Origin of the sequence: Microbulbifer sp. GL-2 (genome assembly GCF_007183175.1) — a bacterium.
Classification (GTDB): Bacteria; Pseudomonadota; Gammaproteobacteria; order Pseudomonadales; family Cellvibrionaceae; genus Microbulbifer.
On record NZ_AP019807.1, the window covers coordinates 3,534,893 to 3,560,790 of the forward strand.

Annotated in this window: 22 protein-coding genes; 20 read left to right on the forward strand and 2 right to left on the reverse strand. The window is 46.6% G+C overall.

Translation table 11 applies throughout. From position 1 onward, the window contains the following. Positions 1-87 precede the first annotated feature (87 nt). Together GL2_RS15495 and GL2_RS15500 are read left to right on the forward strand one after the other, a co-directional pair. The gene (locus tag GL2_RS15495) at positions 88-2,100 is read left to right on the forward strand and encodes an alkyl/aryl-sulfatase (protein WP_143731499.1); all 2,013 of its coding nucleotides are present in this window, start codon (positions 88-90) and stop codon (positions 2,098-2,100) included. After that, positions 2,100-2,546 (forward strand): OsmC family protein, encoded by a 447-nt coding sequence (locus GL2_RS15500; RefSeq protein WP_143731500.1) that lies wholly within the window; start codon positions 2,100-2,102, stop codon positions 2,544-2,546. Before GL2_RS15495 ends, GL2_RS15500 begins: the two co-directional genes overlap by 1 nt. A gap of 174 nt (positions 2,547-2,720) precedes the next feature. Here GL2_RS15500 and GL2_RS15505 read toward each other — a convergent pair whose 3' ends face one another. Beyond that, positions 2,721-4,247: an NAD(P)/FAD-dependent oxidoreductase gene (locus tag GL2_RS15505; RefSeq protein WP_143731501.1), complete on the reverse strand. Its 1,527-nt coding sequence runs from the start codon at positions 4,245-4,247 to the stop codon at positions 2,721-2,723. Positions 4,248-4,358: 111 nt separating this feature from the next. On the opposite strand from GL2_RS15505, the gene GL2_RS15510 reads away from it, so the two are divergent. Continuing rightward, positions 4,359-5,408, forward strand: a complete 1,050-nt coding sequence (locus GL2_RS15510) for an AraC family transcriptional regulator ligand-binding domain-containing protein (RefSeq protein ID WP_172621171.1) — start codon at positions 4,359-4,361, stop codon at positions 5,406-5,408. Here GL2_RS15510 and GL2_RS15515 read toward each other — a convergent pair. Continuing rightward, entirely contained in the window at positions 5,402-6,973 is a 1,572-nt protein-coding gene (locus GL2_RS15515) for a DUF1254 domain-containing protein (RefSeq protein WP_232053644.1), read from the reverse strand. The two genes, GL2_RS15510 and GL2_RS15515, sit on opposite strands and share 7 nt — an antisense overlap. Positions 6,974-7,788: 815 nt before the next feature. Here GL2_RS15515 and GL2_RS15520 point away from each other — a divergent pair. The 17 genes from GL2_RS15520 to GL2_RS15600 all read left to right on the forward strand — a co-directional run bounded on the left by GL2_RS15520 (position 7,789) and on the right by GL2_RS15600 (position 25,698). Next, entirely contained in the window at positions 7,789-9,258 is a 1,470-nt protein-coding gene (locus tag GL2_RS15520) for a class I adenylate-forming enzyme family protein (RefSeq protein ID WP_143731503.1), read from the forward strand. A 130-nt stretch (positions 9,259-9,388) separates the two neighbouring features. Beyond that, entirely contained in the window at positions 9,389-10,537 is a 1,149-nt protein-coding gene (locus tag GL2_RS15525) for a PLP-dependent decarboxylase (protein ID WP_143731504.1), read from the forward strand. 3 nt (positions 10,538-10,540) lie between these two features. After that, complete coding sequence (locus GL2_RS15530) at positions 10,541-11,581, forward strand: hypothetical protein (protein WP_143731505.1); 1,041 nt, start codon at positions 10,541-10,543, stop codon at positions 11,579-11,581. An 8-nt stretch (positions 11,582-11,589) separates the two neighbouring features. Further along, on the forward strand, positions 11,590-12,414 hold the full coding sequence (locus tag GL2_RS15535; protein WP_143731506.1) for a hypothetical protein: 825 nt from the start codon (positions 11,590-11,592) through the stop codon (positions 12,412-12,414). Next, positions 12,411-12,950 carry a hypothetical protein gene (locus GL2_RS15540; protein ID WP_143731507.1) on the forward strand — a complete coding sequence of 180 codons (540 nt, stop codon included), beginning with the start codon at positions 12,411-12,413 and terminating at the stop codon, positions 12,948-12,950. The genes GL2_RS15535 and GL2_RS15540 overlap by 4 nt, the downstream gene beginning before the upstream one ends. Before the next feature lie 2 nt (positions 12,951-12,952). Then, positions 12,953-13,972, forward strand: coding sequence for a hypothetical protein (locus GL2_RS15545; protein WP_143731508.1), 1,020 nt, complete (start codon positions 12,953-12,955; stop codon positions 13,970-13,972). Further along, the gene (locus tag GL2_RS15550) at positions 13,965-15,812 is read left to right on the forward strand and encodes an acyl-CoA dehydrogenase (protein WP_143731509.1); all 1,848 of its coding nucleotides are present in this window, start codon (positions 13,965-13,967) and stop codon (positions 15,810-15,812) included. The genes GL2_RS15545 and GL2_RS15550 overlap by 8 nt, the downstream gene beginning before the upstream one ends. 5 nt (positions 15,813-15,817) lie before the next feature. Continuing rightward, positions 15,818-17,785 carry an NAD(P)/FAD-dependent oxidoreductase gene (locus GL2_RS15555; protein ID WP_143731510.1) on the forward strand — a complete coding sequence of 656 codons (1,968 nt, stop codon included), beginning with the start codon at positions 15,818-15,820 and terminating at the stop codon, positions 17,783-17,785. Next, positions 17,782-18,696: an alpha/beta hydrolase gene (locus tag GL2_RS15560; protein WP_143731511.1), complete on the forward strand. Its 915-nt coding sequence runs from the start codon at positions 17,782-17,784 to the stop codon at positions 18,694-18,696. Before GL2_RS15555 ends, GL2_RS15560 begins: the two co-directional genes overlap by 4 nt. Beyond that, positions 18,693-19,823, forward strand: coding sequence for a hypothetical protein (locus GL2_RS15565; protein ID WP_143731512.1), 1,131 nt, complete (start codon positions 18,693-18,695; stop codon positions 19,821-19,823). The genes GL2_RS15560 and GL2_RS15565 overlap by 4 nt, the downstream gene beginning before the upstream one ends. A gap of 2 nt (positions 19,824-19,825) precedes the next feature. Continuing rightward, positions 19,826-20,080 (forward strand): acyl carrier protein, encoded by a 255-nt coding sequence (locus GL2_RS15570; RefSeq protein WP_143731513.1) that lies wholly within the window; start codon positions 19,826-19,828, stop codon positions 20,078-20,080. Between the two features lie 22 nt (positions 20,081-20,102). Beyond that, positions 20,103-20,840, forward strand: a complete 738-nt coding sequence (locus tag GL2_RS15575; protein ID WP_143731514.1) for a hypothetical protein — start codon at positions 20,103-20,105, stop codon at positions 20,838-20,840. Then, positions 20,840-21,574 carry an ABC transporter ATP-binding protein gene (locus GL2_RS15580; protein ID WP_143731515.1) on the forward strand — a complete coding sequence of 245 codons (735 nt, stop codon included), beginning with the start codon at positions 20,840-20,842 and terminating at the stop codon, positions 21,572-21,574. Before GL2_RS15575 ends, GL2_RS15580 begins: the two co-directional genes overlap by 1 nt. Then, positions 21,571-22,275 carry a hypothetical protein gene (locus GL2_RS15585; RefSeq protein WP_143731516.1) on the forward strand — a complete coding sequence of 235 codons (705 nt, stop codon included), beginning with the start codon at positions 21,571-21,573 and terminating at the stop codon, positions 22,273-22,275. Before GL2_RS15580 ends, GL2_RS15585 begins: the two co-directional genes overlap by 4 nt. A gap of 2 nt (positions 22,276-22,277) precedes the next feature. After that, positions 22,278-23,507: an FtsX-like permease family protein gene (locus GL2_RS15590; RefSeq protein ID WP_143731517.1), complete on the forward strand. Its 1,230-nt coding sequence runs from the start codon at positions 22,278-22,280 to the stop codon at positions 23,505-23,507. A 309-nt stretch (positions 23,508-23,816) separates the two neighbouring features. Then, the gene (locus GL2_RS21985) at positions 23,817-24,299 is read left to right on the forward strand and encodes an outer membrane lipoprotein-sorting protein (protein WP_232053645.1); all 483 of its coding nucleotides are present in this window, start codon (positions 23,817-23,819) and stop codon (positions 24,297-24,299) included. A gap of 13 nt (positions 24,300-24,312) precedes the next feature. Then, the gene (locus tag GL2_RS15600; RefSeq protein ID WP_143731518.1) at positions 24,313-25,698 is read left to right on the forward strand and encodes a hypothetical protein; all 1,386 of its coding nucleotides are present in this window, start codon (positions 24,313-24,315) and stop codon (positions 25,696-25,698) included. Positions 25,699-25,898: the final 200 nt, after the last annotated feature.

Sequence of the window (25,898 nt, forward strand, 5' to 3'; positions counted from 1 at the left end):
CTTTTTATTTCAGAAAGTGTCTTTGCGCGCTTGACCACTGTGCAGTGCCTGCAGGCTGTCGAGAGCCATTAAGATCGGGTGAAAGTAATGCGTGCTAACCAAGGGATTGTTGTGGCCAGTTTCAGCCGCGTAGTTCTCGTTTTATCGCTGCTGTTTTCGCTTGTTGCCCTGGCTGATCCGCCAAACCCCGCAAGTGTTGTTACCCAAAAATCCAACCAGGAACTCCTAAAAGAGCTGCCATTCGAGAATCGGCAGGATTTTGAAGCTGTAAAACGTGGGTTCATTGCCCCACTACCCGCCAATGGCGTTATCAAGAACGAAAAAGGGGAGCCCGTCTGGGATCTCGGAGCCTTTCAATTTGCTGGTGATAAACCTGCTCCAGATACTGCCAACCCAAGCTTGTGGCGGCAGCTTCAGTTGATTTCCGAAGGCGGCCTCTATGAGGTTATTCCACGCATCTATCAGGTGCGAAGTGCCGACCTCTCCAATATCACATTTATTGAGGGAGATAGCGGAGTTATCGTAATGGATCCGTTGATTTCAGCGGAAACTGCCAAGGCTGCACTGGACCTGTATAGAGAGCATCGTGGTAACAAACCGGTGGTTGCGGTGATCTATACCCACAGCCATGTGGATCATTACGGTGGAGTACGAGGAGTTGTGGATGAAGAGGATGTTAAATCCGGCAAGGTAAACATTTATGCCCCCAAAGACTTCCTGATAGAGGCGGTGAGTGAGAATGTCTTCGCCGGCAATCATATGGCGCGCCGCGCCAGCTTTATGTACGGAAACCTGATCCCAAAAGACCCGAAGGGCACGCTGGGTGCGGGACTAGGTCTGGAAACCTCTACCGGAACAGTCACCCTGATTGAGCCGACGGACACAATCAATAAAACTGGCGAAAAGCGAAATATTGATGGCCTTACTTTTGAATTTTTGATGGCGCCAGGTTCGGAGGCCCCGGCAGAAATGCATTTTTATATTCCTGAACTGAAAGCAATTACTGCCGCCGAGAATGCTACTCACACACTGCATAATCTCTATACCCTGCGCGGTGCCAAGGTGCGCAATGCTCGGGATTGGTCACGATACCTCAATGAAACGATACAACGCTGGGGGGATAAAGCTGAAGTGCTGTTTGCTCCCCACCATTGGCCCACCTGGGGACAAGCGAATGTGGTTAATCATCTGAAGAAGCAACGGGATCTATACAAGTACTTGAACGATCAAACTCTGCGCCTGGCCAACCACGGCTACAACATGGTACAGACCGCTGAAATGATGGAGCTTCCACCGGAACTATCCCAGTACTGGGCTAACCGTGGTTACTACGGCAGTGTTAATCACGATACTCGTGCGGTATGGAATTACTACCTCGGTTTCTTTGATGGCAATCCCGCTCGACTCTACCCAATGCCGCCCACTGCTGCAGGTAAGAAGTATGTGCAGTATATGGGAGGGGCTGCAAATATCATTAAACAAGCAAAGAAAGATTACGATGCAGGTGAATATCGTTGGGTGGCGGAAGTACTGGACAGGCTCGTTTCCGCAGAGCCAAATAACCGGGCGGCGAGAGATTTGTTGGCTGATGCCCTTGAGCAGATGGGATACCAGCAGGAAAATGGAACCTGGAGAAACTTCTTTTTAAGTGGTGCTAAAGAGTTGCGTGATGGCATTGAGCGGTTGCCGGTACCGCTGACCGCCAGTGCCGACACCATTCGCAATATGCCCACTGAACTAATTTTTGATTACCTGGGAATTCGTTTGAATGGGCCCAGGGCGACAGGTAAGCAGATATCGATCAATATAAATTTGCCGGATATCAAAGAGCAGTATTCATTGGTGCTGGAAAATGCTGTACTAAATTATGGTCCTCCAGTTGAAAGCCCTCACTCCAGCGTCACGGTCACCCGTAACGACTTAAACGATATTATCCTTGGCACTGCCACAATCCAGGAAAAAATGGAGGGTGGCTCGATCAAAATCGTAGGGGATGTTGGTCAACTTAAAACATTACTCTCCCTGATGGATCGGTTTGATTTTTGGTGGAATCTGGTCACCCCGGAACCTATGGACAAAATGTCATCAGGAGACTTCTAATGAGCGGTCCATTGCCAACCGTAGTTACTGTGGAGGAGGCGGGTGCTGAGAAGTATGCGCAGATATTGCATTCGGGACCACACAGGTTAATTGCGGATGAGCCGGAGGATGTCGGCGGGCAAAATCGTGGGCCAGGTCCCTACGAATATCTATTGATGGGGTTGGGGGCATGTACCAATATGACAGTGCGTATGTATGCAAATATGAAAGGGATTCCACTGGAGCGTATCCGGGTTGTTCTTTCCCATCAAAAGATTTACGCAGAGGATTGCAAAGATTGTGATAAAAATCCCAGGAAAATGGATGAAATAGTGAGAGATATTACCCTTGAAGGAGAGCTTACTGGAGAGCAGCGTGAGCGCTTGTTAAAAATAGCCAATCGTTGTCCTGTTCACCAGACGCTGACCTCCACGATCGCTATCCGAACCCGGCTGAGTTCCCAATGAACGGGAAAATCTTAGGTGAATAGAGAACTTAAGGGTGGTAACAGAAAAGAGACCATTATCAGAAATGTTGGAAGGCATTGGTAGTCCGGAAGCTGCTCATTCCACTTTTACGATTTTAATAAGAAAATGATGGACCGATAGGAGTAAATCGACTTTTTCCTTAAGTTAGCTATTCTATGTCTCTTTTTCCACTATATGGGGTTTCCTTTCCGATTCATTCGAGCGAAGTGCCCTGGGAACTCTAGATGTAAAATTTAGAATTCCATCTTCGATAGGGTGACTTAGTAATATCTTTGTGTCTTCCTCATAGTTATTCAGTAGACGCCAGGGATATTTTTTACCTTGACGGGGCAGGGCCTTGTTCCCTCTTTTAACATAACCTGATTCCAATTCGCTCATTACTGAAAAGTCTTCTGCGCAGCCCTCTGTGTCGGTAGCGCAACAGGAATCGTATTCGTACTTATCCATGTGATTCAATAGGCGGCAGATATAGCGGGCTGCAATATCTGCTTTTAAGGTCCAGGGGGCATTCGTATAGCCAAAAACCCAGGACATGTTGGGTACTCCCTCCATTAGAACGGCCTTGTAGGTTAATTTTTGGTTCACTGCAATGGGGTTGCCATCCAGGGATAGCTCCATATCACCCAATACCTTCAAGTTCAGGCCAGTGGCGGTGATGATGATATCTGCATTGAGCTGGCGGCCTGACTTAAGCGCTATTCCATTTTTTGTAAACGTTTCTATTTTTTCTGTTTCGATGGAGACGCTGCCTGAGCTGATGGCCTTAAATAAGTCATCATTGGGCACTGCACAAACACGTTGTACCCAGGGGTTATAATTTGGAGTGAAGTGGCGCATATCAAAATCAGTTGGCAGGCTTTTGCGAACGCCGCGCAGGAATAGTTTGCGGGTAAAGTTGGGCCAGCGTTTGGAGATCTTGAAAAGCCAGCGTTGTAATTTGATATTGCGCCATCGGGCAAATTTGAAAACCCAGGATTCTGGCAGAAGCTTCAGGAGTACAGGTGAAATTTTATCAAATGCCGGTACAGATATAATGTAACTGGGAGAGCGCTGAAGCATGGTGACATGTCTGGCGTCTTTCGCTAAGGTCGGCACCAGGGTGACCGCAGTGGCGCCACTGCCGATCACCACAATAGTTTTATCCCGGTAGTCCAACTTTCTCGGCCAGTGCTGAGGATGGATATAGTCGCCTTGAAAATTTTCTGCCCCGGGGATTGCTGGCAGGTATCCCTGATGATGGTCATAGTAACCGGTACAGGAAATCAAAAAATTGCAACTGTAGCGACGGGGCTCCCCGGTTTTTAAATCAATTCCATCTACGATCCAGAGTTTTTTATTGCTGTCCCGGTTGGCTCGGGAAAGCTCTACATTAAAGTGGATATGCTCACTGATAGCATATTCCCGTGCCGTATCACTAATATATTTTTGGATGGATGGACCGTCGGCTAATACTTTAAGGCCTGGCCAGGGGCGAAAATCAAAACCAAAGCTGAACATGTCTGAGTCAGAGCGTATTCCAGGGTAACGAAATAGATCCCAGGTGCCGCCGATTTGCTCGCGGCGGTCCAGGATTGCAAAACGCTTTGTGGGGCATTCACGGCTAAGGTGGCAAGCCGCGCCAATACCGGATAAGCCGGCGCCGATGATCAATACGTCAAAGTGAAGCGGTTTCAAAACCATTGCCTTTTCAGGGGGTTTGCTGGTTATAGCCTGCGTAGAACCGTCGTTAATTTATTGCTACATTGCGACAAAAAATTATCTTAAAGCGTCAGTGTGCGCTTTGGAGGGGCAGTGGGTAGTGTTATACGGGCCAGTGTGCTGACAGGATATAGTGAGCTGGTGGAGTCTCTGGGTGGCGATCCCGCCAGCTTTTTCTCCGAGTTTAACCTGCCGAAGGATATCGTCTTATCTGATACTCGCTTAGTACCCCACGTTGATGTGGCGCGCCTGCTCGAGGTTTCCGCTCAGCGTTTGCATTGTAAAGATTTTGCCCTGCAGCTCGCTTCGAACCAGGGGGTCGATAGGCTGGGAGGGATTGCAGTCATTGCCTGTAACTCCACCTCGCCGCGGGAGGCCGTTGAGGCGGTGGGGAGATTTATGCCCCTGCACAGCCCGGCCACCCAGTTGTGCTTGAAGTCAGTGGGTGAGGGACTCTGTGAACGATTGGTGTTCAATCTGCTAGATCCAGCTTTGACCCGGTTTACCCAGATCCACGAACAGGCCCTTGGAAATGCACTGGCTATGTTGCGTATGTTGATGGGAGAGGGTGCTGCACCTCAGAGAGTATTACTACCGCATAGTGCGCTCTCCAATGTGCGGCACTATCAAGACTATTTTGCCTGTCCAGTTGAATTCCAGTCCGGCTACTGTGCTATGGAGTTTCCCTCGGTACAGCTGGATAGCCAATTGCCGTCTGCCGACCTGGTGACCAGGCGGCTAGCTACCAGTTACCTTGAACAACAGTTTGTTTCCTCCGCAGCTTCGCTGGCAACCCAAGTGCGGGAATTATTGCGACAGTTGTTACCCACCGGAAAATATCAGGTGGCAGTGGTAGCAGCCCATTTGAACCTGCATCCCAGGACCTTGCAGAGACGCCTGGCGGCTGAAAGTCTGCGCTTTGATAGCCTCCTGGACGTAGTGCGCAGGGAGTTGGCCGCAGAATATTTGTCGGATGCGAGCCTTGCTTTGGGGCAGATTACCGGCTTGCTGGGATACGCCGAACAGAGTACTTTTCAGCGCTCTTGCAGGCGCTGGTTTTCAGATACTCCGCGCAATCACCGGCGCCGCCTGACATGTGTGAATCCTATTGACAGCAAGTGCGTAATTAGTACAAATCAATAATCTGTAGGTTCCACCTCTCCGGGACGCCAGGTTTTTTCCAGCCAAGGGCCGAGAGGGCCATATAGTCGCAGTATGACGAAAAAGCCTTTACCACGAACAGTTTCCAGCCAGTTGCTTTCAAAACCTTTTGGCGGCACAGGGCCGAAATAAATATCGTAGGAGCCATCCGCGTTCTTCTTGATACCTTTGCTCTGACTGCTGACAGAGGGGAACTTCTGGCTGGTCTGTAGCTGGGAGCGGGTCTGGCTGTCGTAGATGTTGACTGCCCAGAATGCGTTGACTGGGACATCGGGTGGAAGGTGGAGTTTGTATTTCTTGGAGCCATCAAAGGGCTCCTTGTTCTCGTCCACAAAAGCGATAGCGTAGTCAGAGCCCTTGCCCGGTTCTATGGCGGTCATGGCTGGACTAACCCCGGTATAGGGATAGAAATAGCTGACTCGGGCATCGCTGTTAATCGTCTTGCCGTCCGGCCCATTAAAGAAGATGTTCTTGCCGGGAAAGGCCATTACCCAGGCGCTATCGGTGCCAGGGTATATCTTGACGTCGGTAAGGGATTTATCTGTACGAGGATACCAGACGATGGAGCGAGCGATACCATTTCCAATTCCAACCGCATCGGTGAGTATCTTAATCATGCGTTCATCAGGGCTGAAAGCCTTGCCCTTTGCTATACCGATAGAGGCGAATAGACCACGGGTTTCCGGGTTGAGCATGCCTATCCATTCGTACTGGATAATTTCATTCAAGTGCGTATAGAACTTGTAGTTGTTGGGGTGGATGGTATTGAAAGTTTTACCCGAGGCGCTAATGAATACCATGCGCGGCGGATGGTTTTTCCTGGATAAGGGGTAAATCCTCAGGTTGTCCTTAACACTCTGAACGGCTTTATCGAGTGGCTGGTTACTGGGGGAGCGCATAAACACCCAAACTCGGTAAGAGCGTGGGTAGACGGGAAAGTAACCAAAGGGGAGGTTGCCTTTATAGTCCGGAGGCAGTACCAGGTATTTTCCACCGCGACCCTTGTCTGGGCCGGAGTTTCCTATGTCCTCCACATAACGAAACCAGGCATCATTGAAGGCGCCCATAACCTCGGGCGGCGCGTGCAATATTGTGGGCCCATCCCTTTTCAAGTCAAGGAAGGCCAAGGTGTAGATGGTGGATGTATTCCCGGTTAGAAACAGTGACTCGGAATTCATTAATTGATCAAAAATGAGTACCTCATTGGCAGACTTGGCGCCCAGCGCTCGCCCACCTTTCATCAATGCGTGCACTGAGGCTCCTTGGATACCTTTCAGAAAGCTGTCTACTGCGCGCATATGATCCAGGTAGTCATATAATTTTTCTGCCGTCTCAGGAAATGGCGCACCATCACGAAATTTTAATAAACCGATACTGCTTTCCACTTCATCCGGGGTTCTGATGGATTCTATGGTATCCGGTCCCACATTGGCGCCAGTGCTCTCCACTGGTAATCCACAAACAAGAAACAGTGAGAGTGCTATCAGTAATCCGCGCACGCCAGACAAGTGGGTCTGATGAAGCTCCAGCCGCGGCCAGCTGTTCAATGTCGGTACCTCCTTTTTGAAGTTGCCTTACGCACGTTGAGTTACAGGTAAGTTAGGCTTCACTTGTAACCTGTCGTGTGCACAGCGACGGTTGCTGTGGGTAGTAGAACGCCACAAAGGGATGCATGAAAAATAGAATTTCGCCACTACATACTAGTCGCTTCGCGGGGGGAATATTAATCGGGGCGTATCATCCACGAGTTGGCGCTAAAAGCCATTTTTCGGAGAGTTGAATGTGGCGGTAGAAAATAGAAAAAAATAATCATACTTGGTGAGTGGGGGGTCGGATGACGCTTCTATTTGATTGTTTTATGGGCAGGATGTGCGGGCTGCAAAAATTTAATTTAAATTACTCATCAAAATTTCCACTGTAACAAAATGTCATTGCTCTGTCTGGTTGCGTCAATTTTTTGGTGGGTATTACTGGGGGTGCTATTAATATGGTGGTGCAGGTTAGTCTGAATGGATCGATTTTCTAATGGATTTTTTTTGTAGATTGAAAAGGGTTTTTCCTGGTTAGAGTCTGTACAGGAAAATTTATTTTTAGAATTTTGTATGGTTGGGATAATTTTCTCAGAGAATGTTCTGTCTGTTTGTAATAGAAAGTCAAAGCAAAAAAACTTTAACAATTTTTGACTTTTCTTAATTTCAAGTAGCTGAATAAAAACTCCATCACAGGATTTCAAGATAGTACTTGTCATTATGGAGAGCTAACTTTATAAAATGATCGTCCCATGTGGGTGGCCCAGGTTGTTTTAGAGAACAGCGGGGAAGCCATAGTTAAAATAATTTTAGAATAATTGATTGGACTAAGAATGTTCTCGCTTGCCGACCTGTTCGATAAGGTTGTCGCTAATTCTTGGCATGGAAGCTTGGAAAGCCTGACCGGCGAAAAATTGACCGCACCTAAGTGTGAGAAAGCTCTGACTCTACTGCAGGAGTTCGAAACCGAACTCACCTGTGGGGATAGGATTGTAGTCAGAGCCCATAGCGATATTTTTACAATAGCGGCCATGTTAGCCGCGTGGCGACTTGGCCTGGCCGTAGTACCGGTAAAGGGAGATGCAAGTGAAGCCGCAGTACAATCTGTTGCTTCGGATTGCAATGCAAAAGCCATTTTTGAAAAAGGTAGAATTGTTTCCTTGGGAACTTATCGCTCAGAGCAAAAACGCTTTGAGTTTTGTTCTGCCTCCAAGGTAACCGGAGTTGATCTCGCTCTGATTATTTATACTTCTGGAAGTACGGGCAGGCCAAAAGGGATCATGCTCACTCATCAGAATGTACTGACCTCACTGGAATCAATTACTCAGTATCTGCGGTTGACTGCGCAAGACAGGGTGCTTTGTCTTTCTCCGCTGTCCTTTGATTACGGTCTTTACCAGGTACTTTTTGCGCTTTACAAAGATTGTGCAACTGTACTGTACGATAAAACCTTTAACCCCATTCAAGTACTGACAGCGGTACCAGAGAATAAGGTATCGGTATTACCTATCGTTCCCGCGATGGGCGCCGCCTTGGCGAAACTGCTACCTCTGGTTAAGCCTGATCTCTCAATGTTAGGGAGTATCACCAATACTGGGGGGCATTTATCTGAGTTTGTCATTCGTGCCTGGAAAGAGTACTGCCCGGAACTGAATGTTTTCTCAATGTATGGTCTTACCGAGTGTAAAAGGGCAATTTATCTGGAGCCCGAGCTTTGGGAGCAGAAAATGGGGTCTGTCGGTAAACCAATTCCTGGCCTGGATGCAAGAATTTTCCAGTACAACAGTGATGCAGATAGTTACCGTGAAGCGGTACCGAATGAGATCGGTGAGCTTTATGTACGTGGTTCAGCTGTCATGCAAGCCTACTACGATCCTAATGCCCAAGGTGGCGCGACTATTGTACATGGGCTGTACCGGGATGATAACTGGCTGGCCACTGGTGATTTATTCAGCCGGGATGAAGAGGGATTTTATTATTTTAAGGGCCGCTCAAAGGACCTGATCAAACAGGCTGGTTTTTGTCTTTTTCCCAAGGATCTGGAAAACCTCATTGATGCCTGTTCGTTGGTTCATCTCAGTGTAGTGATGGGCTCCAAAGACAGATTTCAAAGTGAAATTGCAGTTTGTGTTGTGGAGCTTCATGACAACACTCAAGAGAACCAGCAGCAATTCAAGGAATGGTTAAAGGAAAATCTGGATGCCGATTACACGCCGCGAGAGATTAAATTCGCCGAAACCATTCAGCTGACTGCGAATAGCAAAATAGATAGAAAAATATTACAAAAAGAGTTGCAAGCCTGAGTCTGGCAATTTTTTGTCAGGTCCACTGCAGGATATAAAAATAAAATAGCGTTGAGACTAATCAGTCATAAATACGATTGAAATATTGGCGCACTATAAAAATAACATTGAATTTGCTTTAGGGGACATCATGAACGCTTCCTTGGAAAAGCTTGTTTCCCAGCTTGGCCAAAAAAGACAACACTTCTCAACTCCTTGTTACGTTTATTCGATTGAAGATGTTGCTAATAATTATAGAAAGCTCAAGGAGAGCCTGGGTACATCCCTGATTTATTCTTTGAAGGCTAATAGCTGCCTCGACCTTATTGTGCGATGTGGGCATATATTTGAGGACGGTATTGAGATCGCTTCGGTAGGGGAGTTGAACCTCCTTCCGAGGGGCGAGAGCCCCCGATATACCAATAACCCTTCAGCAGATAAGGCTTTTATCCGTGCGGCCATCGCCAGTAAATGTACTTTAGTGGTGGATAATCTTTCCCAGCTGGAAATCATCAAGGAGTTCCAGGGCAAGAGACCGATTAACCCACTGGTCCTACGCCTGAATCCAAGTACCCTCGACCAGTTTGTTGAGGCTCCTCGTGGAACCAGAAAAGACCACTTTGGCTTAGCTTGGGAAGACACTTTAAAAGCGCTCGAAACCTGTAAAGAACAAGGCCTGGAAGTTGCCGGCTTTCACGTTTTTCGTGGATCGTATAGTTTTGCCAAGCTTGCAAGCTCCACAGCACAAGCGGCGCTCAAGATCGTTGAGGCGTTTGAGGAGACTCTAGGTTACAAAATCTCTCTGGTTAATTTGGGAGGGGGATTCGATTTAAATTGGGAAAGTGAAAATTTTGACTTTGTTCAATACCGAAACCTGCTTTCTGAATTTCCAGCCCATATCAATCTTGTCCATGAAAGCGGCCGGGCAATCATGGGAACCGCCGGATACTTTGTCACTGAAGTGCGTTACGCGAAATCGATAGAAAGTCGTCGCTACGGTGTTTGTAACGGCGGTATGGCCCAGAATTTTTTGTTGGCCAAAACAGAAAGCGCTTTTAAGCGATTCTCGCAACCACTGATCTTGCGCGAGGGTAGGATAGTGGAACCCGAAGATAAGGTCGACAGCAGCTACCTGGTTGGTACATCTTGCAATAAAGAGGATGTAATTGGTGAGGTAAAAGGACTTGAGGTAAGGCCTGGAGACCTGGCTGTTTTTAGTCATTGTGGTGCCTATAACGCGAGTTATACCGTAGCGCCTTTCTTAACTCTGCCCCCTGCTAAATCCTACCTGATGGAGTAGTTCATGGAATTGCAATCCATTGCTGGCGGCTTCGTCGCTCACCAGCTCGCATCGATTTCGCCTGTTCCTTCGACTTTTCAACGCCTTCTGGAGCGGGCCAGCATTCGCCTGTTCGATGCTTCAATGATTATTGAAGACCCGCTTACCGAGCTGGCGCCGTTGCGGGAACCATCGGTAAAACAGCCCTTGGAACAGTTTGAGCAGACCTACGTAATCGATCAGATAATTGATAGGGTGCGGGATGAGGGGCTCTCCGAACACTTCCATGAAATGATTGGCCTTTTTGGATCTGTCATGATGAGCCTGACTGCTACCGAAGAGCAATTAGCACAGGTTAACAGCTGGGTTGAGCAAGGGATTTTTGGTCATTTCCTGATGACCGATCCTGGTGGTCCCAGCCTGCAGAGTTGGAAGACCGAACTGCAGAGCTCAGATGAAGGTATGTTGCTCAATGTCAACAAAATTCATGGCATCGAAGCACAAAAACTCGGCTTTGCGATGGTCGTTGCCAAACAGGCTGCACGTCCATTCCCAATTACGGTGATGTTACCGCCAGAGCTTTGCACCGAGTTGAACCAGCTTCCTGTTGGAGAATCTTTTCTGGATGGTAAGTTGCAACTTGGCAACTGTCGCGGCAGTGTTCCAATTTCCAATGAGATGCTGCTTAGCAAAGGCGGCCTGGGGAGTGTCAATCGTTTCCTAACACTGGTACGTCCTCGTTTTGTGAAGTCTTTAATGCACTTTGTGCTCTGGTTGAAAGACCAGGGCGAGGTGGAACTCTCAGTTGCAGATCAGGAGCATATCGAATACTTGATTTACCTGTGTAATGAGCAGACTTCAGCCACCATCTTCTCCATGCACAGTGTCAATAGGGTGCTGGCAACAAAGTTTGCCAGTAATGAACTCCTTTTGGATTTGGTTGCCACGGGTAAAGTCAAAAATATATCCCGTCAGCGTGATTTACTTGCGTTTACCAAGATGGAAGGAAGTTCCTACCGCTGCTTTTTCGAGATTTACAGTAAGGCGAAAGGGCACCGGGTATGAGCTTGTACTTGAAGTCTGCGGCCTTTACTCCTATTGAAAATATTACGCATTTATCAAGTGGAAATTTGCAAGGAGCTTTCGGTGAAATTGGCAAGCTTATTTTAGAGCAAAGCTGTCGTGTGCTTGAATCGATTTCGCCAGAGTTGAGGAAGGAAATTCGCCGTCACTTTATTTGCTCGACCATGATTGAGTTGCCCTTCACTACAGGGGCAATCACTGAATGTGAATTGAATCCAATAGAAAAGTATCAGGGGGTTCCTGATGCCAGCTTTATTAATACTTACGAATGTGCTTCCTGGGGGTACAGTCTTCGCTATTATTTGCGGCAGAAACCCGATACCCGTTATGTAATAGTCAGTATCCTGGATGTCAATGTTCTGGACTTAAGCTTTTGGCAGAGTAATGAGAACTGGGGTAAAAGTGGGTTTGGTCTTTGTACTTTTCTGCTGGAGGTGGAGTCATTCCATAAAGACGATATTTCTGCTGGCTGTACAGTCACTTATAACACGACACCAGAGTTTGCAACGGTTATTCGCAAAATGGCGACTGGTAGAGATGAGCTAACCATATCGTTGCCTTTTTTCCCGGAAAATATTCGCCAAATATTCACCAAACTACTCAGCGGTTTCGATAAGCTTCCCGATCTTCATGGAAGGTGGGGACATTGTTTTGGCAGTGATCCATGGTTGAATATTATCAGTCATGGTGTTACTGGTGGGTTCTCACAGCGTAAAAAAATATTGGCCTGCTCTATTGCCTTAAATGGTTATTATTGCACCGCAGAAGTGTGTGTGGATCAACACAGTGCCTTTTATTTGTCGGAGGCAGTATGAGTAAGGTGATCGAAATTTTCGCTGCCTTGGTACGCAATCCTTACCCAGATCTGCCGAAACTCTGCGCCGCCAGGACCTTGCCATTGCAGGGAGAGATTGACTTCGAGGCCATTTCTGTTCTTCCGGTGAACAGCAATCCCATACGGCTGAACTATGCCGAGCACTACCGCCTGATTGTCGAATTGCTAGCCTGTATCGACACTTTTGAAACTAATCCCGACACACTTCTACTCAGGATGCAAATGCCTGCAGGCGGCAGAATGCCTAAAGAATTTCTCGATGAGCGAGTGTTGATGTTGCAGGATGTCAGTGGTGAGGAAGCAATCCTTCAGAGCGAAGGTAAATTATATATTGCTATTGAAGACACACTACCCCGACATCCACTTGAGGTGGGGGACAATAAAATCCGAATTCGAATTTTCTGTGGAGACAGCGCTCCAGATTTGTATGGGAATTTGGTGGATGGTGTTTCAGAAAAATTAAAAGAGCTTGGATTTGATGCAGTAAAAACGACGATCAAGGAAAGGGCGGCGTAGAAATGTATATCAAAAGCCTCTGGTTGGACAATCAACAGGAAACCAAGCAGCTGTTGTCTTCTCTGGATAAATATCTGTCTGGGTTTACTCAGCTTCCCGAACTGATTTATATCGTTTCTGCGGGGGAGGTGAATGTACTGCTGGAGCAGCGCGTAGTGGAGTTTGTTGCACAGTTGGAGGAATCCGGTCACACCATTCACTTTTTAGGTAGCGCCTGTACCAGCTTTCATGCGGCGATTCTCAGTTATTCAAAACGTACTGAAAGCGATGCACTGATTGTGAATTTGGAGGTGGGCAAGCTGCGTCAGCAAGAGTGCCTGGATTCCCTCGGTATAGGCATAAAGCCTGGGCAGGACGGTCTTAATGTGACTACCGGTGTGGCGGTCACATGGATATCAAGAAATTATCATGATCAGAGTATCTGCCAGATTTCCAGTTGTGACATTTTGTCCCAGGCACCGTCTTTGAGTGGTGCTCACGATCTTGTAAAAAGCTTAAAGAGAATCATGTCGACTGATTTCAGCGAGTTGAGCAGGATTGTTTCTTTCAATATTGAATCTCGCTGGGCTAAAGGGCTACTAAAAGGATTTTCTGTTACAGAGAAAGCTGATTGGCTGCCAAGTATTGAAGAGAATGGCTTACATTACCTCAGTATCAAACCGCTTGCTGAAATTAGAAAGTACTTTGTCGGGCGGAACTTTAAGAACCTCTGGCTTATTACCCTCGGTGGAGGGGGGCGAGCTGGTTGCTTAAAGGTTGTGAGCCCAACAGCAGATCAAGGGAAGTTACTTTCCAGGCTGGTTCACACTGAAACGTTGTCTCTGGAAGATGCCTATTCTGATTTCAGTGAAGCACAGCATATCGGCGATACACTTGGGCAGGATTATCTCCCTCATGTACGCGAGGCCTTGAGGTACCCAAAAAGAAAATATAGGGGAAGGCATAATCAAATATTTCACTGGGTGCTAAATTCTGGCAGCTGGCGATCCCTCTTAGAGAATCAAGGAGCCAAACATGGGTAGAAATATCTACAAGGCTGATTTACGGGAATTCAAATTCCTGATTGAAGACCAGTTCCATCAAGCGCGAACCTTGTTTGATCATCCACTCTATAAAAACTGCTCACCAGAGCTATTAGATGATATTTTGCTGCGCGCAAAGCAGTTTGCTTATCAGGTTTTAGGACCAGGCTACCAGGAAGCTGATGAACAGAGTTGTCAACTTGTAGATGGCAAGGTTCAACTTCCCGATGTTTTCCCTGAGATGTGGAGTCGTTTCAAGGAAGAATGGGGTGATATGGCTTCTGTGAATGGTGAGCAAAATAGCAGCCTACCACCTTTTGTTATGCAGATGCTCCTGGAAATGTTTATGGGGGCCAACCCCAGTTTCATGACCTATGGAGGTTTCTGCCTGCCATCCGCAACTTTGGTAGAAAAATACGGAAGTGATATTCAGAAAACTCTGTTCAAGGACAAACTGGCGACTTCTGAGTGGACCTCATGCTTGTGCTTGACTGAACCGCAGGCTGGTAGCGATGTTTCCCTGGTGGAAACCAAAGCTACCCGCCAAGATGATGGAACATACCTGCTTAGTGGTGAGAAATACCTTATCAGTGCTGGTATGCACGACCTCACGGGTAACACCATCTATTTTGTGATGGGCAGGGGTGAGAAAAGCGGATCTGGTACCTATGGTTTATCTTGCTTCATAGTGCCCAAATATTGGGTCGAAAAGGATGGTAGCCTAGGTGATTTCAATCATGTCGAGTGTGTATCCCTCGCCGATAAGATGGGGTTCAAAGGCTGTGCCAATACCCATCTGACCTTTGGGAAAAATGGTCAGTGTCGGGCCTACTTGTTAGGGGATAGAGAGAATGTAGGCCTTTTGCAGTTCCTTACCTTGATGAACCAGGCCAGGATAAGCACAGGTGTTTACGCATTGGGTATGGCTTCCTCTGCTTACTATAATGCGCTGTCCTATGCCAGTAAGCGCCTACAGGGCAAACGATTCCATGAAAGCTTCAGTTCTACCGCGAGCCGGGTGAATATTGTTGAGCATGTTGACGTCCAGCGCATGTTGCTTGAGATGAAATCCAAGGTGGAGGGCTGCAGGGCTTTGATTGCCAAATTGACCCTATCCGAAAGTCTCGTAAAAACTTTTTCCGGTAATGTCGATAAAAAGTCAGAAATTGCTCATCACCAAGGTCTGATGAATCTTCTGACTCCTGTAGTTAAGGCCTATGTCAGTGATCAGGCCTGGAGAATTTGTGAGCTGGCAATTCAAACTTGCGGTGGCCAGGGGTACCTTAAGAAACTGGGTATTGAGCAGTATGCTCGTGATATCAAAGTGCTGGCTATCTGGGAAGGCACCAATTTTATTCAGAGTCAGGATCTTATACGGGATAAGCTTGGACTTGGGAATTCGAGCAAACTCTTCCAGGTGTATAAAACTGAAATTGATGAATTTATTGCAAAGGCAACTGACTTTCCGCAGTTTAAAGAGGAATTTGATCGCCTCAAAGAATCCTTTGGGCATTTAGAGGTAGCCCTTAAGGCTGTGCATGTCTGGGTGCGGACCAAAGAGATGTTCAAAATTCCCGCATACAGCACTCGTATTTTGCACATGATGGGAGATATCACCCTGGCCTGGTTATTGCTTGAAGCTGCTTGCGCCGCCTCCAGTAAATTGAGTGAAGTCTGTACGGATAAAGCCTTTTATGAATCTAAAATACTCAGTGCCAGATTCTTTATTCATAATGAGCTGCCTAGAACCAAATTTGTACTCGAGGTGATCCAGGATCCAGGCTCTTTCTGCGAGGTCGAGTCTCCGATTTGGGCCTCTCTGCTGAGTGATGTGGAGTAACCATTATGAGCCCAGTTCAACAACTAGAAAAAGAATACGATATTGTCATTATCGGTGGCGGTTGGGCCGGTTTGACCCTGGCCAGGCAAATAAGGTTAGGTAACCAGAAAACCTCAATCCTAGTTGTCGAGGCCAGTGAGGATTTCCGGGGGAAAGTTGGTGAAGCTACTGTCGAGATGACAGGCCACTACTTTATGAAACAACTAGGCCTTGTTAATTACCTATACCGTAATCACCTGCCTAAAAATGGCCTGCGTTTTTTCTATGATAATCCTGATCATAGCTTGTCACTTACGGAGATGAGTGAGCACGGGACAACCAGCATACCGCCACACCCCGCCTTCCAGCTCGACAGAGCCCGCCTGGAGGCGGACCTCGTTGATATGAACCGTGAACACGGTATTGAAGTCGTCATGGGAGTGAAGGCCAAGTCTCTGAATATTGAACCAGTGGACAAACGGCATTCTGTGCAGCTGCACGCAGGGGATTACAGATCAGAAATCACTGCCCGTTGGTTGGTGGACTGTAGTGGCCGTAGCCGTTTTGCCAAGAAACACAAGAAACTGACCCGTCAGGAAAATGTGCCTGAACACTTCTCTGCTTGGGGGCGTTTTAAGAACATCCGGGATATTGATTCCATGGGGGATGAGGCCTGGAGAAAACGGGCATTTGGCCGCTTCCTCTCCACCAATCATTTTGCGGGAGATGGGTACTGGGTGTGGTTTATCCCCCTGAGTGGTGGCTATACCAGCGTCGGTATTGTTGGTGAAAAAAGTAAGTTCGACAAGCCTCCCACCAAGCGCGACAGCTTCCTGAAGTTTTTAATGGAGTATCGGGCAATTTCGGAATTGCTGGAAGGTTCTGAGCTTATTGATTTTGAGGCCTGGGGCCAGCTTGCCTATCGTGCAGATGAATTTATTTTCCCTGATCGATGGGCAACCTCAGGTTTTGCTTCGATGTTTCTGGATCCGCTATTTAGTGGTGGTGGAGATATGATTGCTTTATTTAATGATCATATTGCTAAATACATCCTTATGGATCTCGATGAATCTGATAGGGATAAAGCTCAGCAAGTACTGGATCAGCAATTACCGATCGCGAACCAGACAGTAAAGGAGTTTTATCAGGGGCTCTATGCGCATGTGGCTAATGTGTATCCCGTTATTGATTCCGCAGAACTGTGTTCGCCCCTACTGGCTTATAATACTGCAGCCTATTTCCTGGAAATTGCTTGGGATTATATGTCCGGAAATTACCTGAATCAGGAATACTGGTCACGCAAGAGTTACCTGCGCCGTGGCTACATGGCATTGGAGATAATACTGCAAAGACAGCTGATCGATACCGCGGAAGTACTTAAGTCTGAAGGCCGCTATCATCGAAGAAATGATGAGGGTTTTTTCGAGTCCGGGGCAGATCACTATAAATACTTTGTTTACTTGATGGGCAGCAGTGGCCGGGATGGGTGGCGTATTGATCTAAGGGTAAAGCTTTGGGTCGAAATGTTCCTAAAAGTTATTGAAGCCAGATTGGATTTGCCAATGCTCGCTAACAGAATGGTCGTACAGCAGAGCATTCTGTTACCAGACCTTCTTGGAAAACCCGACCTGAACGCAGGGGACAAAAGCTGGCTTCTGGATAAGATCTCGGAAAAATTATCTGAAATGCTCTCTGAAGAAACTGAATCTCCAGTCCAGGCTAAGGTGACAGAGGATTCCTTTCACACTGATGTTGTGGAAGTCATGGATCCATCAGGTGACCTTGTTAAAGATGAGCTTGGTAAACTCGCTAAGAAAGCCAAGTCACTCTGGATGCAGACCCAGGAGTATATCGCCATGCCGGGTATGGTACCGGTATTTCTGGCGTTTGCACGTAGCCAGCCCGATAGCATTATGGAATCTGTTATAGACCAGAGAAAAGTGCAGGGCATGGATCACCAAGCCTCTGAAAGTCGTATTGTGGAGGCTTTGTGATTCAGGAGTTTTTAAAGGCCAGGGATGGTAAGAGCCTGGCATTTCGTTGGTTACCTTCAGATGACATTGAGACGGCACTAATTTGTATGCATGGCAGTACTTTTAGTAGCCAATGGTATCTGATGTTTGGGCGCATGTTGCACAGGCAGGGTATAACCATCTGCCTGCCCGATTGGCGTGGGCATGGCAAGAGTGAAGGTCGTCCTGGTGATCTGGATTACCCAGATCAGTTACAAGATGATTTGCACGATTTAATTACCCATCTCAAGGAGAGGGGAGTTAAACGTTTTATACTCGGTGGTCACAGCGCCGGCTCCCTCGCGTCTTTGCGATATCTTGGAATTTATGGTACTGACGGCATAATGGGTTTTTTCGCAATTGCTCCGCCATTGACCCAGGCCGAGGAGACCAGGAAGTATGATATCGCCACATCGGGACTAGAGTACTTTATTCGTTATTTCCGCAAAAGACGGCACACTCGGCCAATGGCTGGGCCTGAACAGCAAAACTTACCAAGAATAAATCTTTGGAAATACTGGCTGGCTATGATTTTTCCTGTGTTCAGGAAACTGCCTGTGTTGAGTTTTCCTCCGGTTGGATCCGCTGCAGGAAATCAGGGTAGGGTGCTTGACTGCAGTTTTAACTTACTCAGCGCCTACACTATCAAGAGATATACCGATCTGTTTGCCAGCCTCGATATTCCATGTCATATCACTGTGGGTGAGAATGATGAAGTGGTCGATGCTCATATCCTATATACGGTGATGAATTGGTATATCTCCCCCCAAGTTGAGTCTTACCTGACTGAGATTCCCAAAGCTACGCATATGTCGGCCATCTCGGCCTCGGTTAAGCCAATTTCTGCCTGGCTGGATAAGCTGGTAGTACGTCAGTTGGAGACGAATCTGTGAAACAGATAGTTTACGACATCCCCGGTGTAAAGTCGGTAACACTGGCAGTGGGTGCTGAGTTCTCCATTATGGATGTTTACCCGGCTGAAAACGAAAATTTAGAACCTTATTCGGCTCTTGGCCATGAAGGGGTCATCCAGCGAAGTGACCGCACCAGCTTTCATATTCGGCTTGGTAAATCATTCTGCTTGCCCCTGTATTACTATCTGGCAAATGGACAGCTTTTTGTAGGGAAGAACCTGTCTTCTTTTTTGGCGATTGGTGCTGATCAAGTTGATCCCCTCTATTTAATTGAGCTGGAATACTTCGGCTTCCCCACAAATAGAAAAAGCTTTCTGAAAGATGTCAGTATGCTTTATCCTGGTGATGAGGTGATGCTCAACGCTGAAGAGCTGATTTGGCTGGAGGATACCTTACCAAAACAACCGGGCTTGCAGGCATCGTTGGTAAAAGCTCAGGAGAGAGGGGGAGAAATATACAATCTCCTGCCTAAAATGGCCGCAAGTTTGTTTTCCCCCTTCGATCACGTGTTCTTTGTGGAAATATCCAGAAAGATACATGCCTGTGAAGGCCCTGTACTAGAAATCTGTAAGGACAGCTTGCCGAAGAATTTTGGGTTTGATATGGATAGGGCAAGAATCTTTAATGGGGCCCATAAATCCAAAATGGTTGAAGGAATTAACCTGGAAGAATACGCAAACCAGACAACAGGAGTTCTAAAATCCAGCTGGGAGGTTTCAGGGGGTACTCAAACCATGGGGTCGTATCTCGCAGAGAATTTTTATTATCCTTTTATTATGTTTCAGCTAAGCATATTAGCTGCTGAGGCAGGTAAGGAAATCAGGATTGTTAATTCGGAGAATCTGGAATTCGACTCAGCTCCAGCTTTTACTATGGATGATGAACCAATAGTAAATGTTTATGAGTCTTTTCAGAGGGTGTTTTTTTATGGAAATCAGTGGCTTTCACGTGTCTGGTTTTTTATTCCACCCATGATTAGTGCCAAGATTATTAAACGGCAACAGGAATATTCCGAGGGTGAGCAGCATATATGTATATATGCATTGACCCTGGATTATTTGTTGCGATTCTATCCTTTGAAAGTTGGTAATGTTACTGGAGATTAGGTATGTCTACAGCAGTCGTAGAGAGCAAAGTGCAGGAACTCTGTGAGCAGATAGCTCTTATGCTGAATGTTGATTCCGTCGATGCGGATACTCCTATCGCTGAGTTGGGTGTCGATTCACTCAATATCGTTGAAGTGATACTAATTTGTGAGCAGCTATATCCAGGGGTTATGAGTCCTGAGAATCTGGTGTTTGATGAGCACACCACACTGAAAGAAATGGATAACCAGTTACTTGAGAATACGGTCGAGATGTAAACCACTTTTTAGGGAGTCGCTCATGTTTAAGAAAGCGCTAACAATTCTAATAAGCAGCCTTTTTATCGGAAATATTGTTGCCTGGTTTTCAGGGGCAGCTCCCATTGATTTTAAAAAGGTCGCCTATAGCCAATCGGAAACTGAACAGTTGAATTTCCTGAAAGCTGAGCTTCAACAGGATCAATCTGATACTGAGTTGATGTTGCAACTGGGTCAATTGTACAGTTATCACAATGAGATAGAGCAAGCGGATGACTTGTTGGGTACCGCCTTTCAAGAAGACCCTGACAATATGCTGGTTAAAGCAGCCTACTTTTCCAACGAGGGAAAAATGGCTGGAGCCATGTTTGATCCTGCCATGGGGATCTACAAACTCTACCGTCTGCGTCACGCTATGAGTCAAGTGGACGAAGCTGCAGTACAAGCCAGTTCCGATTTCAATGTACGCCTGGTTCGCCTACTGACTTTTTCCTTTGTCGGTGAAATTAGTGGCCATTTTGACCGGGTTTTTGAAGATGAAGAATGGTTTAACACGCTAATTGATGAAGATCCCAAGGCTTTACCTGCTGAAATCCGGCAATTGGTGTACCTTGCTCTTGCCAATGCCTATCGAATCAAGGGACTGGGTGAAGATAGTACAGAACTTAATATAGCCTCCGACTATTATCAGAAGGCGAAAAATCTGGCTGACTGCCCCTCGACTATGCAGGATGCCTGCGAGCAGTTAAGCAAATTGGTAGTTACTTTGGGCGAAGCCTGATGTTGGTTGAACTGAATAGTGTATCAAAGCGTTACGCGATGGGTGATATTTGGGTGGATGCACTCAAGGATGTCACCCTCTCCCTGGAGAAAGGCGAATTCTTAGCTGTAAAGGGGCCGAGTGGTAGTGGTAAGAGTACCTTGCTGAATATTTTGTCCGCACTTGATCAATGTGATTCCGGCACTGTTCAGGTTGGGGGGGTTAACGTTGGGGAGTTGAGTGAACACAAGCGTTCGAAGTTCCGTAATCGGCATATCGGCATTGTGTTTCAGTCCTTTAACTTGATACCGGTACTGACTGCTTTGGAAAATGTAATGTACCCGCTGACACTTAGAGGTGTGAAGGAAGCGAAACCGAGGGCCCTACAAGCGTTAAAAGATGTAGATCTCGAGAGACAGATCAACCAGAGGCCTACACAGTTATCTGGTGGACAGATGCAAAGGGTAGCTATAGCTCGGGCGATTGTTACACGGCCCGACATCGTGCTGGCTGATGAACCCACGGCAAATCTGGATTCGAAAACCTCTGAGAATATTATGGCGCTGATTCAGAAACTGAACAAAGAGCAGGATGTTACTTTCGTTATCTCCACACACGACGACTATGTTACTAGCCAGGCTACCAGAGTTATTACTATTTTGGATGGAAAGTTGGTGAATGACAGCCTTGTAGCAGATATGCAATTCAAGAAGCGTACAAAAGCCGGTATTGCTGAATCGGGAGTAGGGGCATGAAGTTTCTTGCATCACAGTATGTCCTGGGACTTTTCACGGTCTTTTCAATGTTTGTAAGTTATTTACCAAAGGTATTGGCTGAAGAATATATCCCACCCACTGAGATTCCCTCAAGCAATACCGAGCGGGCCCGTCTGGTAGCTGAGATAAATGAAGGCTCCACACCAGAGGAACAAAAGGTTGCCTACTTAGCCGAACTCGCGTTGCTCACCTCCTCCACTGATACCCAAGTTGAAGAAATCGAATTGTTGGAGGTGAAAATCACTGAATTAAAGGAGTTGCTGGATAGTGATCCTGAGTTGAATGCTGCTCTGGGATCAACGATCTCATTCAGGTCCAGCTTCTATACGGACCAACTGGCAAAGCTTTCCTTATTTTCAAGAAAGGGAAATCGCATTATGGATAGAGCGGTAAAGCAAGCCCCTTTTAATTTAGGTGCCAGGTTGCAGCGCGGTATTAGCTGCGCGAATATGCCGGCATTTCTCCGTCGAGCCCGCTATGCAGTTGAAGATTTGGAGCTGGTCCAGCAAAAAATAGGTAAAAAATATGGTGAGGAGTTTCAGGCATTTGTCGAATTCTATCTGGCACAGGCCTACAGCCGTAACAAGCAGAAAGAGAAGGCACGAAATCTATGGACAAAGCTGACAGGCTCTGAAACGAATTGGGCACAAAGATCTCGCCAGGCACTGGAGAAACTGTAGTTATGACTCTGGGTTGGAAAGTAGCGCTGTTAAATATCCTGAGGAATGGAAGGCGCAGCCTGATTACTCTGGCAGCGGTTATATTTGGCTGCACAAGCCTGATAGTGTTCGGTGGCTTTGTGCAGTCTATGTACGATGGTATGCGCGAAAGCATGATCCGCTCGCAGTTAGGCCATATCCAGATCTACGCGGAGGGTTATAACCAGTATGGCAAAGCTGAACCTGAGAAATACCAGATAGCTTCCTCTAAATTAGACCAGATTAGTGAAGTGATCGAAGGTCAGATTGAAGCTTTAGTGGTAGCGCCTCGGTTAAATTTCAATGGCCTTCTCAGTGATGGAAAACAGTCTATCGCGATAACGGGAATTGGTATAGATGCGGAAAAAGAAGTCCTGCTTTCTTCCGCCATTCACGTTATTGAGGGAGAAGATCTTTTTCCAGAAGATGCAGCGGCTGCACATCTTGGGGAGGGACTATTTAACTCCTTGGATGCACAGGTAGGAGATTACCTGACTCTGTTGGCCAGCACCCAGGATGGAGCGATCAATGCTGTGGATATCCAGATAATCGGAGTAATTACCACAGGTGTAAAAGCGTTGGATGATCGCTTGCTTCGTGTCAATTTACCTCTTGCCCAGGAATTGCTGTATACCTCAGATGTAACCCGGCTGGTTGTACTGCTGGAAGAGACTCAAATGACTGATAAAGCTGTTGGTGATTTGCAAACAGCATTTAGTCAACAGGGCCTTAATCTGGAAATAAAAAGCTGGTGGGACTTAGCAGGTTATTACCATCAGGTTGTTGGCTTGTTTAATGGCGTGTTTGGTTTTATTACAGTTATTGTGTTGGTAATTGTAGCTTTAAGCATCTCCAATACCATGCTTATGGCAGTAATGGAGCGTACCCGTGAGATTGGGACCATTCGCGCTATGGGAGGCACTCCAACCCAGGTTGTTGGATTGATACTTCTTGAGTCCGTTTTTTTGGGCATTATAGGTAGTCTACTAGGCCTATTAGCGGGTGTTCTGGCGGCTAAGGGGATTACTTATGCTGAGTGGATGATGCCGCGTCCTCCTGGGAGTACCCAGGATTATCCCATTCGGGTATTTGTTGTTTCTGAAATTTTGCTCAAAACCTTTGCACTGGGCTTTCTGATCTCCTTGATTTCCAGTATTTATCCAGCAGTAAAAGCTTCCAGAATACCTGTAGTGAATGCGCTGAGGTTTACCTGATCGCAATGTGAGCTATCAAAAGGTATAGGGTGTAGAGAGAGTATAGTGATGAGAAAGTGCCGCTTTATTATTTCTGTTGTGTTATTGCTAGCTTTCGCTAAGCCTGTATGGGCTGAAGTGACGGCCGAATCCCTGGTAAATAGATTGGATGAAGTGAGGGGATACAGGGACCAGGGATTCGCATTCGATATCACGAATGTAAGTTACAAAAAAGATAAAGAACCCCGAACCAATATGCTTAGCGTCAAAGTCTTCAATGACAAATCGCTGATTCGTTTTGAGTCACCCGCCCGAGAAAGGGGCCGGGCAATGTTGAAAGAAGACTCCAATATGTGGCTCTATATTCCGGGGACTCGCCGGGTTATCCGAATAGCGCCATCGCAGCGTTTAATTGGAGAAACGAGTAATGGAGATGTAGTGGGCACTAACTTCTCCAGGGACTATAGTGCAAAAATTGTTGGAGAGGAAACGGTTGAAGGGAAAGAGTTCTGGTTATTGGAGTTAACCTCCAGCACCCCCGGGGTGGCCTATGCCAAAGTAAAAGTATGGATGGGGAAAGGGGAAGGTCATCAGCCTTTAAAGAGTGAGTTCTATTCACGCTCAGACCGTCTGTTGAAAACAGCATTTTACAAAGATTACAAAAGCTATTCTGGTGAGATGAAGGTACATAAGCTTCTGTTGGTTGATGCATTGATGCAGGATAACTATACCTGGATGAAGTTTGATAATTACCGTCTCGAAGAATTGAACCCGGCTATTTTTCAAAAGGCCTCTCTGGGTAGGCTAAATTAAAAAAAGAGAGATTATGGCGACTCGTGGTTTGAGCTGGTATAAGTTGGCTGTTTTAGTAAGTTTTGCTTCAATGGTTCCCGTAGCCATTACTCAAGAGTATGAAGATCCATTTTCAAATGGATCTTCAGAATCCAGCCTTTCGGCGGAGCCTGGCAGTAGTGATTCAGAAAATACCAACTCCTGGAATTTTACTGCCTCAGCTATTGCCTATCACCAGAAGAATAGTGTGAGGGAAGGCCAATACTTTAATCCAGGTGGGTTGGTTTTTCGTGAAAGAGAATCTCAACTGGCATTGGATTTAAGTGGCCAGTTTTCTGCTGGTCCTTATTTTTCTGCTTATACACGTCTAGCTCTCGTAGCCGACTCTCAAGTAGATGAAGCAGGAGATGCTTCTGAAGAGTTCAACCATTTTTTATTAGAGGGTTATTTTTCTTCATATACCTCAAGTCGGCGATTAGGGCTTAATATCGGCCGCATGAAGCCGCAGTGGAGCAATGGTTATAACTGGTCGCCAGCGAATTTACTGAAGCCAGTCTATGATCGTCCAAACCTGGATACTGATGACTTGACCCAGCAACAGGGGTGGGATATGGCTCATCTGGATTTGCGCTACGGGGACTGGAATGCGGGTTTCTATGTAGCAGAGGTGGAAGATACTCTGGATCGAAATCTGGATTTCTCATTTGCAGGTAGCGACTACCAATATGCGCTAGTCTTAAATCGGGAGGGAAATCTGGATACACGGCTGGTACTACACCAGCTGGAAGGTGGAGATATTAATGCTGCATTGGGGTTGAGCGCATTAGCTCGGGATAACATCACCCTGCGATTTGAGGGTGCCTGGGAGCAGCAGCGGGAATTGTCATTGGCCACTGACATGCGATATGCCGATCTACAGGATCGTGGTTACCTGAAAGCGGTTCTGGGCGCTCAAGTAAGCCTCAATGATGGTTGGGATATCACGGCGGAATACCTGTATAACGAACATGGCTATAAAGCAGAGGAGTGGGACCAAGTAATTGAACAGGTAGATTTCGCCAAACTAAAGCTCGCAGACTCAAGCTTTAGCGGAGGCGACTTGCAGTCCGTAGACGCTTATACAGCGTTCAACTTTCTGATTGATTCTTTCGGCCTGTTATCGGTGGGACAGTTACGACGGGAATATCTGTTTTTTATGTGGGGTAATACGCGGGTAGAGCGTAAATTCCAATATCGTCAAAGTATTCAATACAATATCGATGACCAGAGTCAATATCATAACCTGGAATTTATCCAGAACTGGAGCGAACATTTCAGTACAAGGCTACAGGCCCAGGTATTTACCGGCTGTGATAGCTGTGAATTTGGCCTTATTCCCAGTGAACATTTGATTCGATTGAGCTTCTATTATAATTTTTAGTGATATTGAATGGTTAATCACTTAATGTTTCTGGCTATTTTCATGTTCCCGTTCCTATTAATTTTCACGCCTCAATAAGTTGCTTTATTAGTGCCCCACAGTAACAAATTATAGGCTTTAAAAGTATTTAAAGGAAATGTAGTTTTTAGAAATGCCAGTAAATTATTCTGAAAGGGTATGCTTGGAGAAATCAGTCTCTC

Excerpts from the sequence above, each read along its gene's own strand:
- GL2_RS15525 (WP_143731504.1), top strand. The coding sequence starts at position 9,389 with ATGAACGCTTCCTTGGAAAAGCTTGTTTCCCAGCTTGGCCAAAAAAGA.
- GL2_RS15540 (WP_143731507.1), top strand. The coding sequence starts at position 12,411 with ATGAGTAAGGTGATCGAAATTTTCGCTGCCTTGGTACGCAATCCTTAC.
- GL2_RS15585 (WP_143731516.1), top strand. The coding sequence starts at position 21,571 with ATGAAGTTTCTTGCATCACAGTATGTCCTGGGACTTTTCACGGTCTTT.
- GL2_RS15545 (WP_143731508.1), top strand. The coding sequence starts at position 12,953 with ATGTATATCAAAAGCCTCTGGTTGGACAATCAACAGGAAACCAAGCAG.
- GL2_RS21985 (WP_232053645.1), top strand. The coding sequence starts at position 23,817 with ATGTTGAAAGAAGACTCCAATATGTGGCTCTATATTCCGGGGACTCGC.
- GL2_RS15600 (WP_143731518.1), top strand. The coding sequence starts at position 24,313 with ATGGCGACTCGTGGTTTGAGCTGGTATAAGTTGGCTGTTTTAGTAAGT.
- GL2_RS15550 (WP_143731509.1), top strand. The coding sequence starts at position 13,965 with ATGGGTAGAAATATCTACAAGGCTGATTTACGGGAATTCAAATTCCTG.
- GL2_RS15505 (WP_143731501.1), bottom strand. The coding sequence starts at position 4,247 with ATGGTTTTGAAACCGCTTCACTTTGACGTATTGATCATCGGCGCCGGC.
- GL2_RS15575 (WP_143731514.1), top strand. The coding sequence starts at position 20,103 with ATGTTTAAGAAAGCGCTAACAATTCTAATAAGCAGCCTTTTTATCGGA.
- GL2_RS15570 (WP_143731513.1), top strand. The coding sequence starts at position 19,826 with ATGTCTACAGCAGTCGTAGAGAGCAAAGTGCAGGAACTCTGTGAGCAG.
- GL2_RS15500 (WP_143731500.1), top strand. The coding sequence starts at position 2,100 with ATGAGCGGTCCATTGCCAACCGTAGTTACTGTGGAGGAGGCGGGTGCT.
- GL2_RS15580 (WP_143731515.1), top strand. The coding sequence starts at position 20,840 with ATGTTGGTTGAACTGAATAGTGTATCAAAGCGTTACGCGATGGGTGAT.
- GL2_RS15520 (WP_143731503.1), top strand. The coding sequence starts at position 7,789 with ATGTTCTCGCTTGCCGACCTGTTCGATAAGGTTGTCGCTAATTCTTGG.
- GL2_RS15530 (WP_143731505.1), top strand. The coding sequence starts at position 10,541 with ATGGAATTGCAATCCATTGCTGGCGGCTTCGTCGCTCACCAGCTCGCA.
- GL2_RS15555 (WP_143731510.1), top strand. The coding sequence starts at position 15,818 with ATGAGCCCAGTTCAACAACTAGAAAAAGAATACGATATTGTCATTATC.
- GL2_RS15590 (WP_143731517.1), top strand. The coding sequence starts at position 22,278 with ATGACTCTGGGTTGGAAAGTAGCGCTGTTAAATATCCTGAGGAATGGA.
- GL2_RS15495 (WP_143731499.1), top strand. The coding sequence starts at position 88 with ATGCGTGCTAACCAAGGGATTGTTGTGGCCAGTTTCAGCCGCGTAGTT.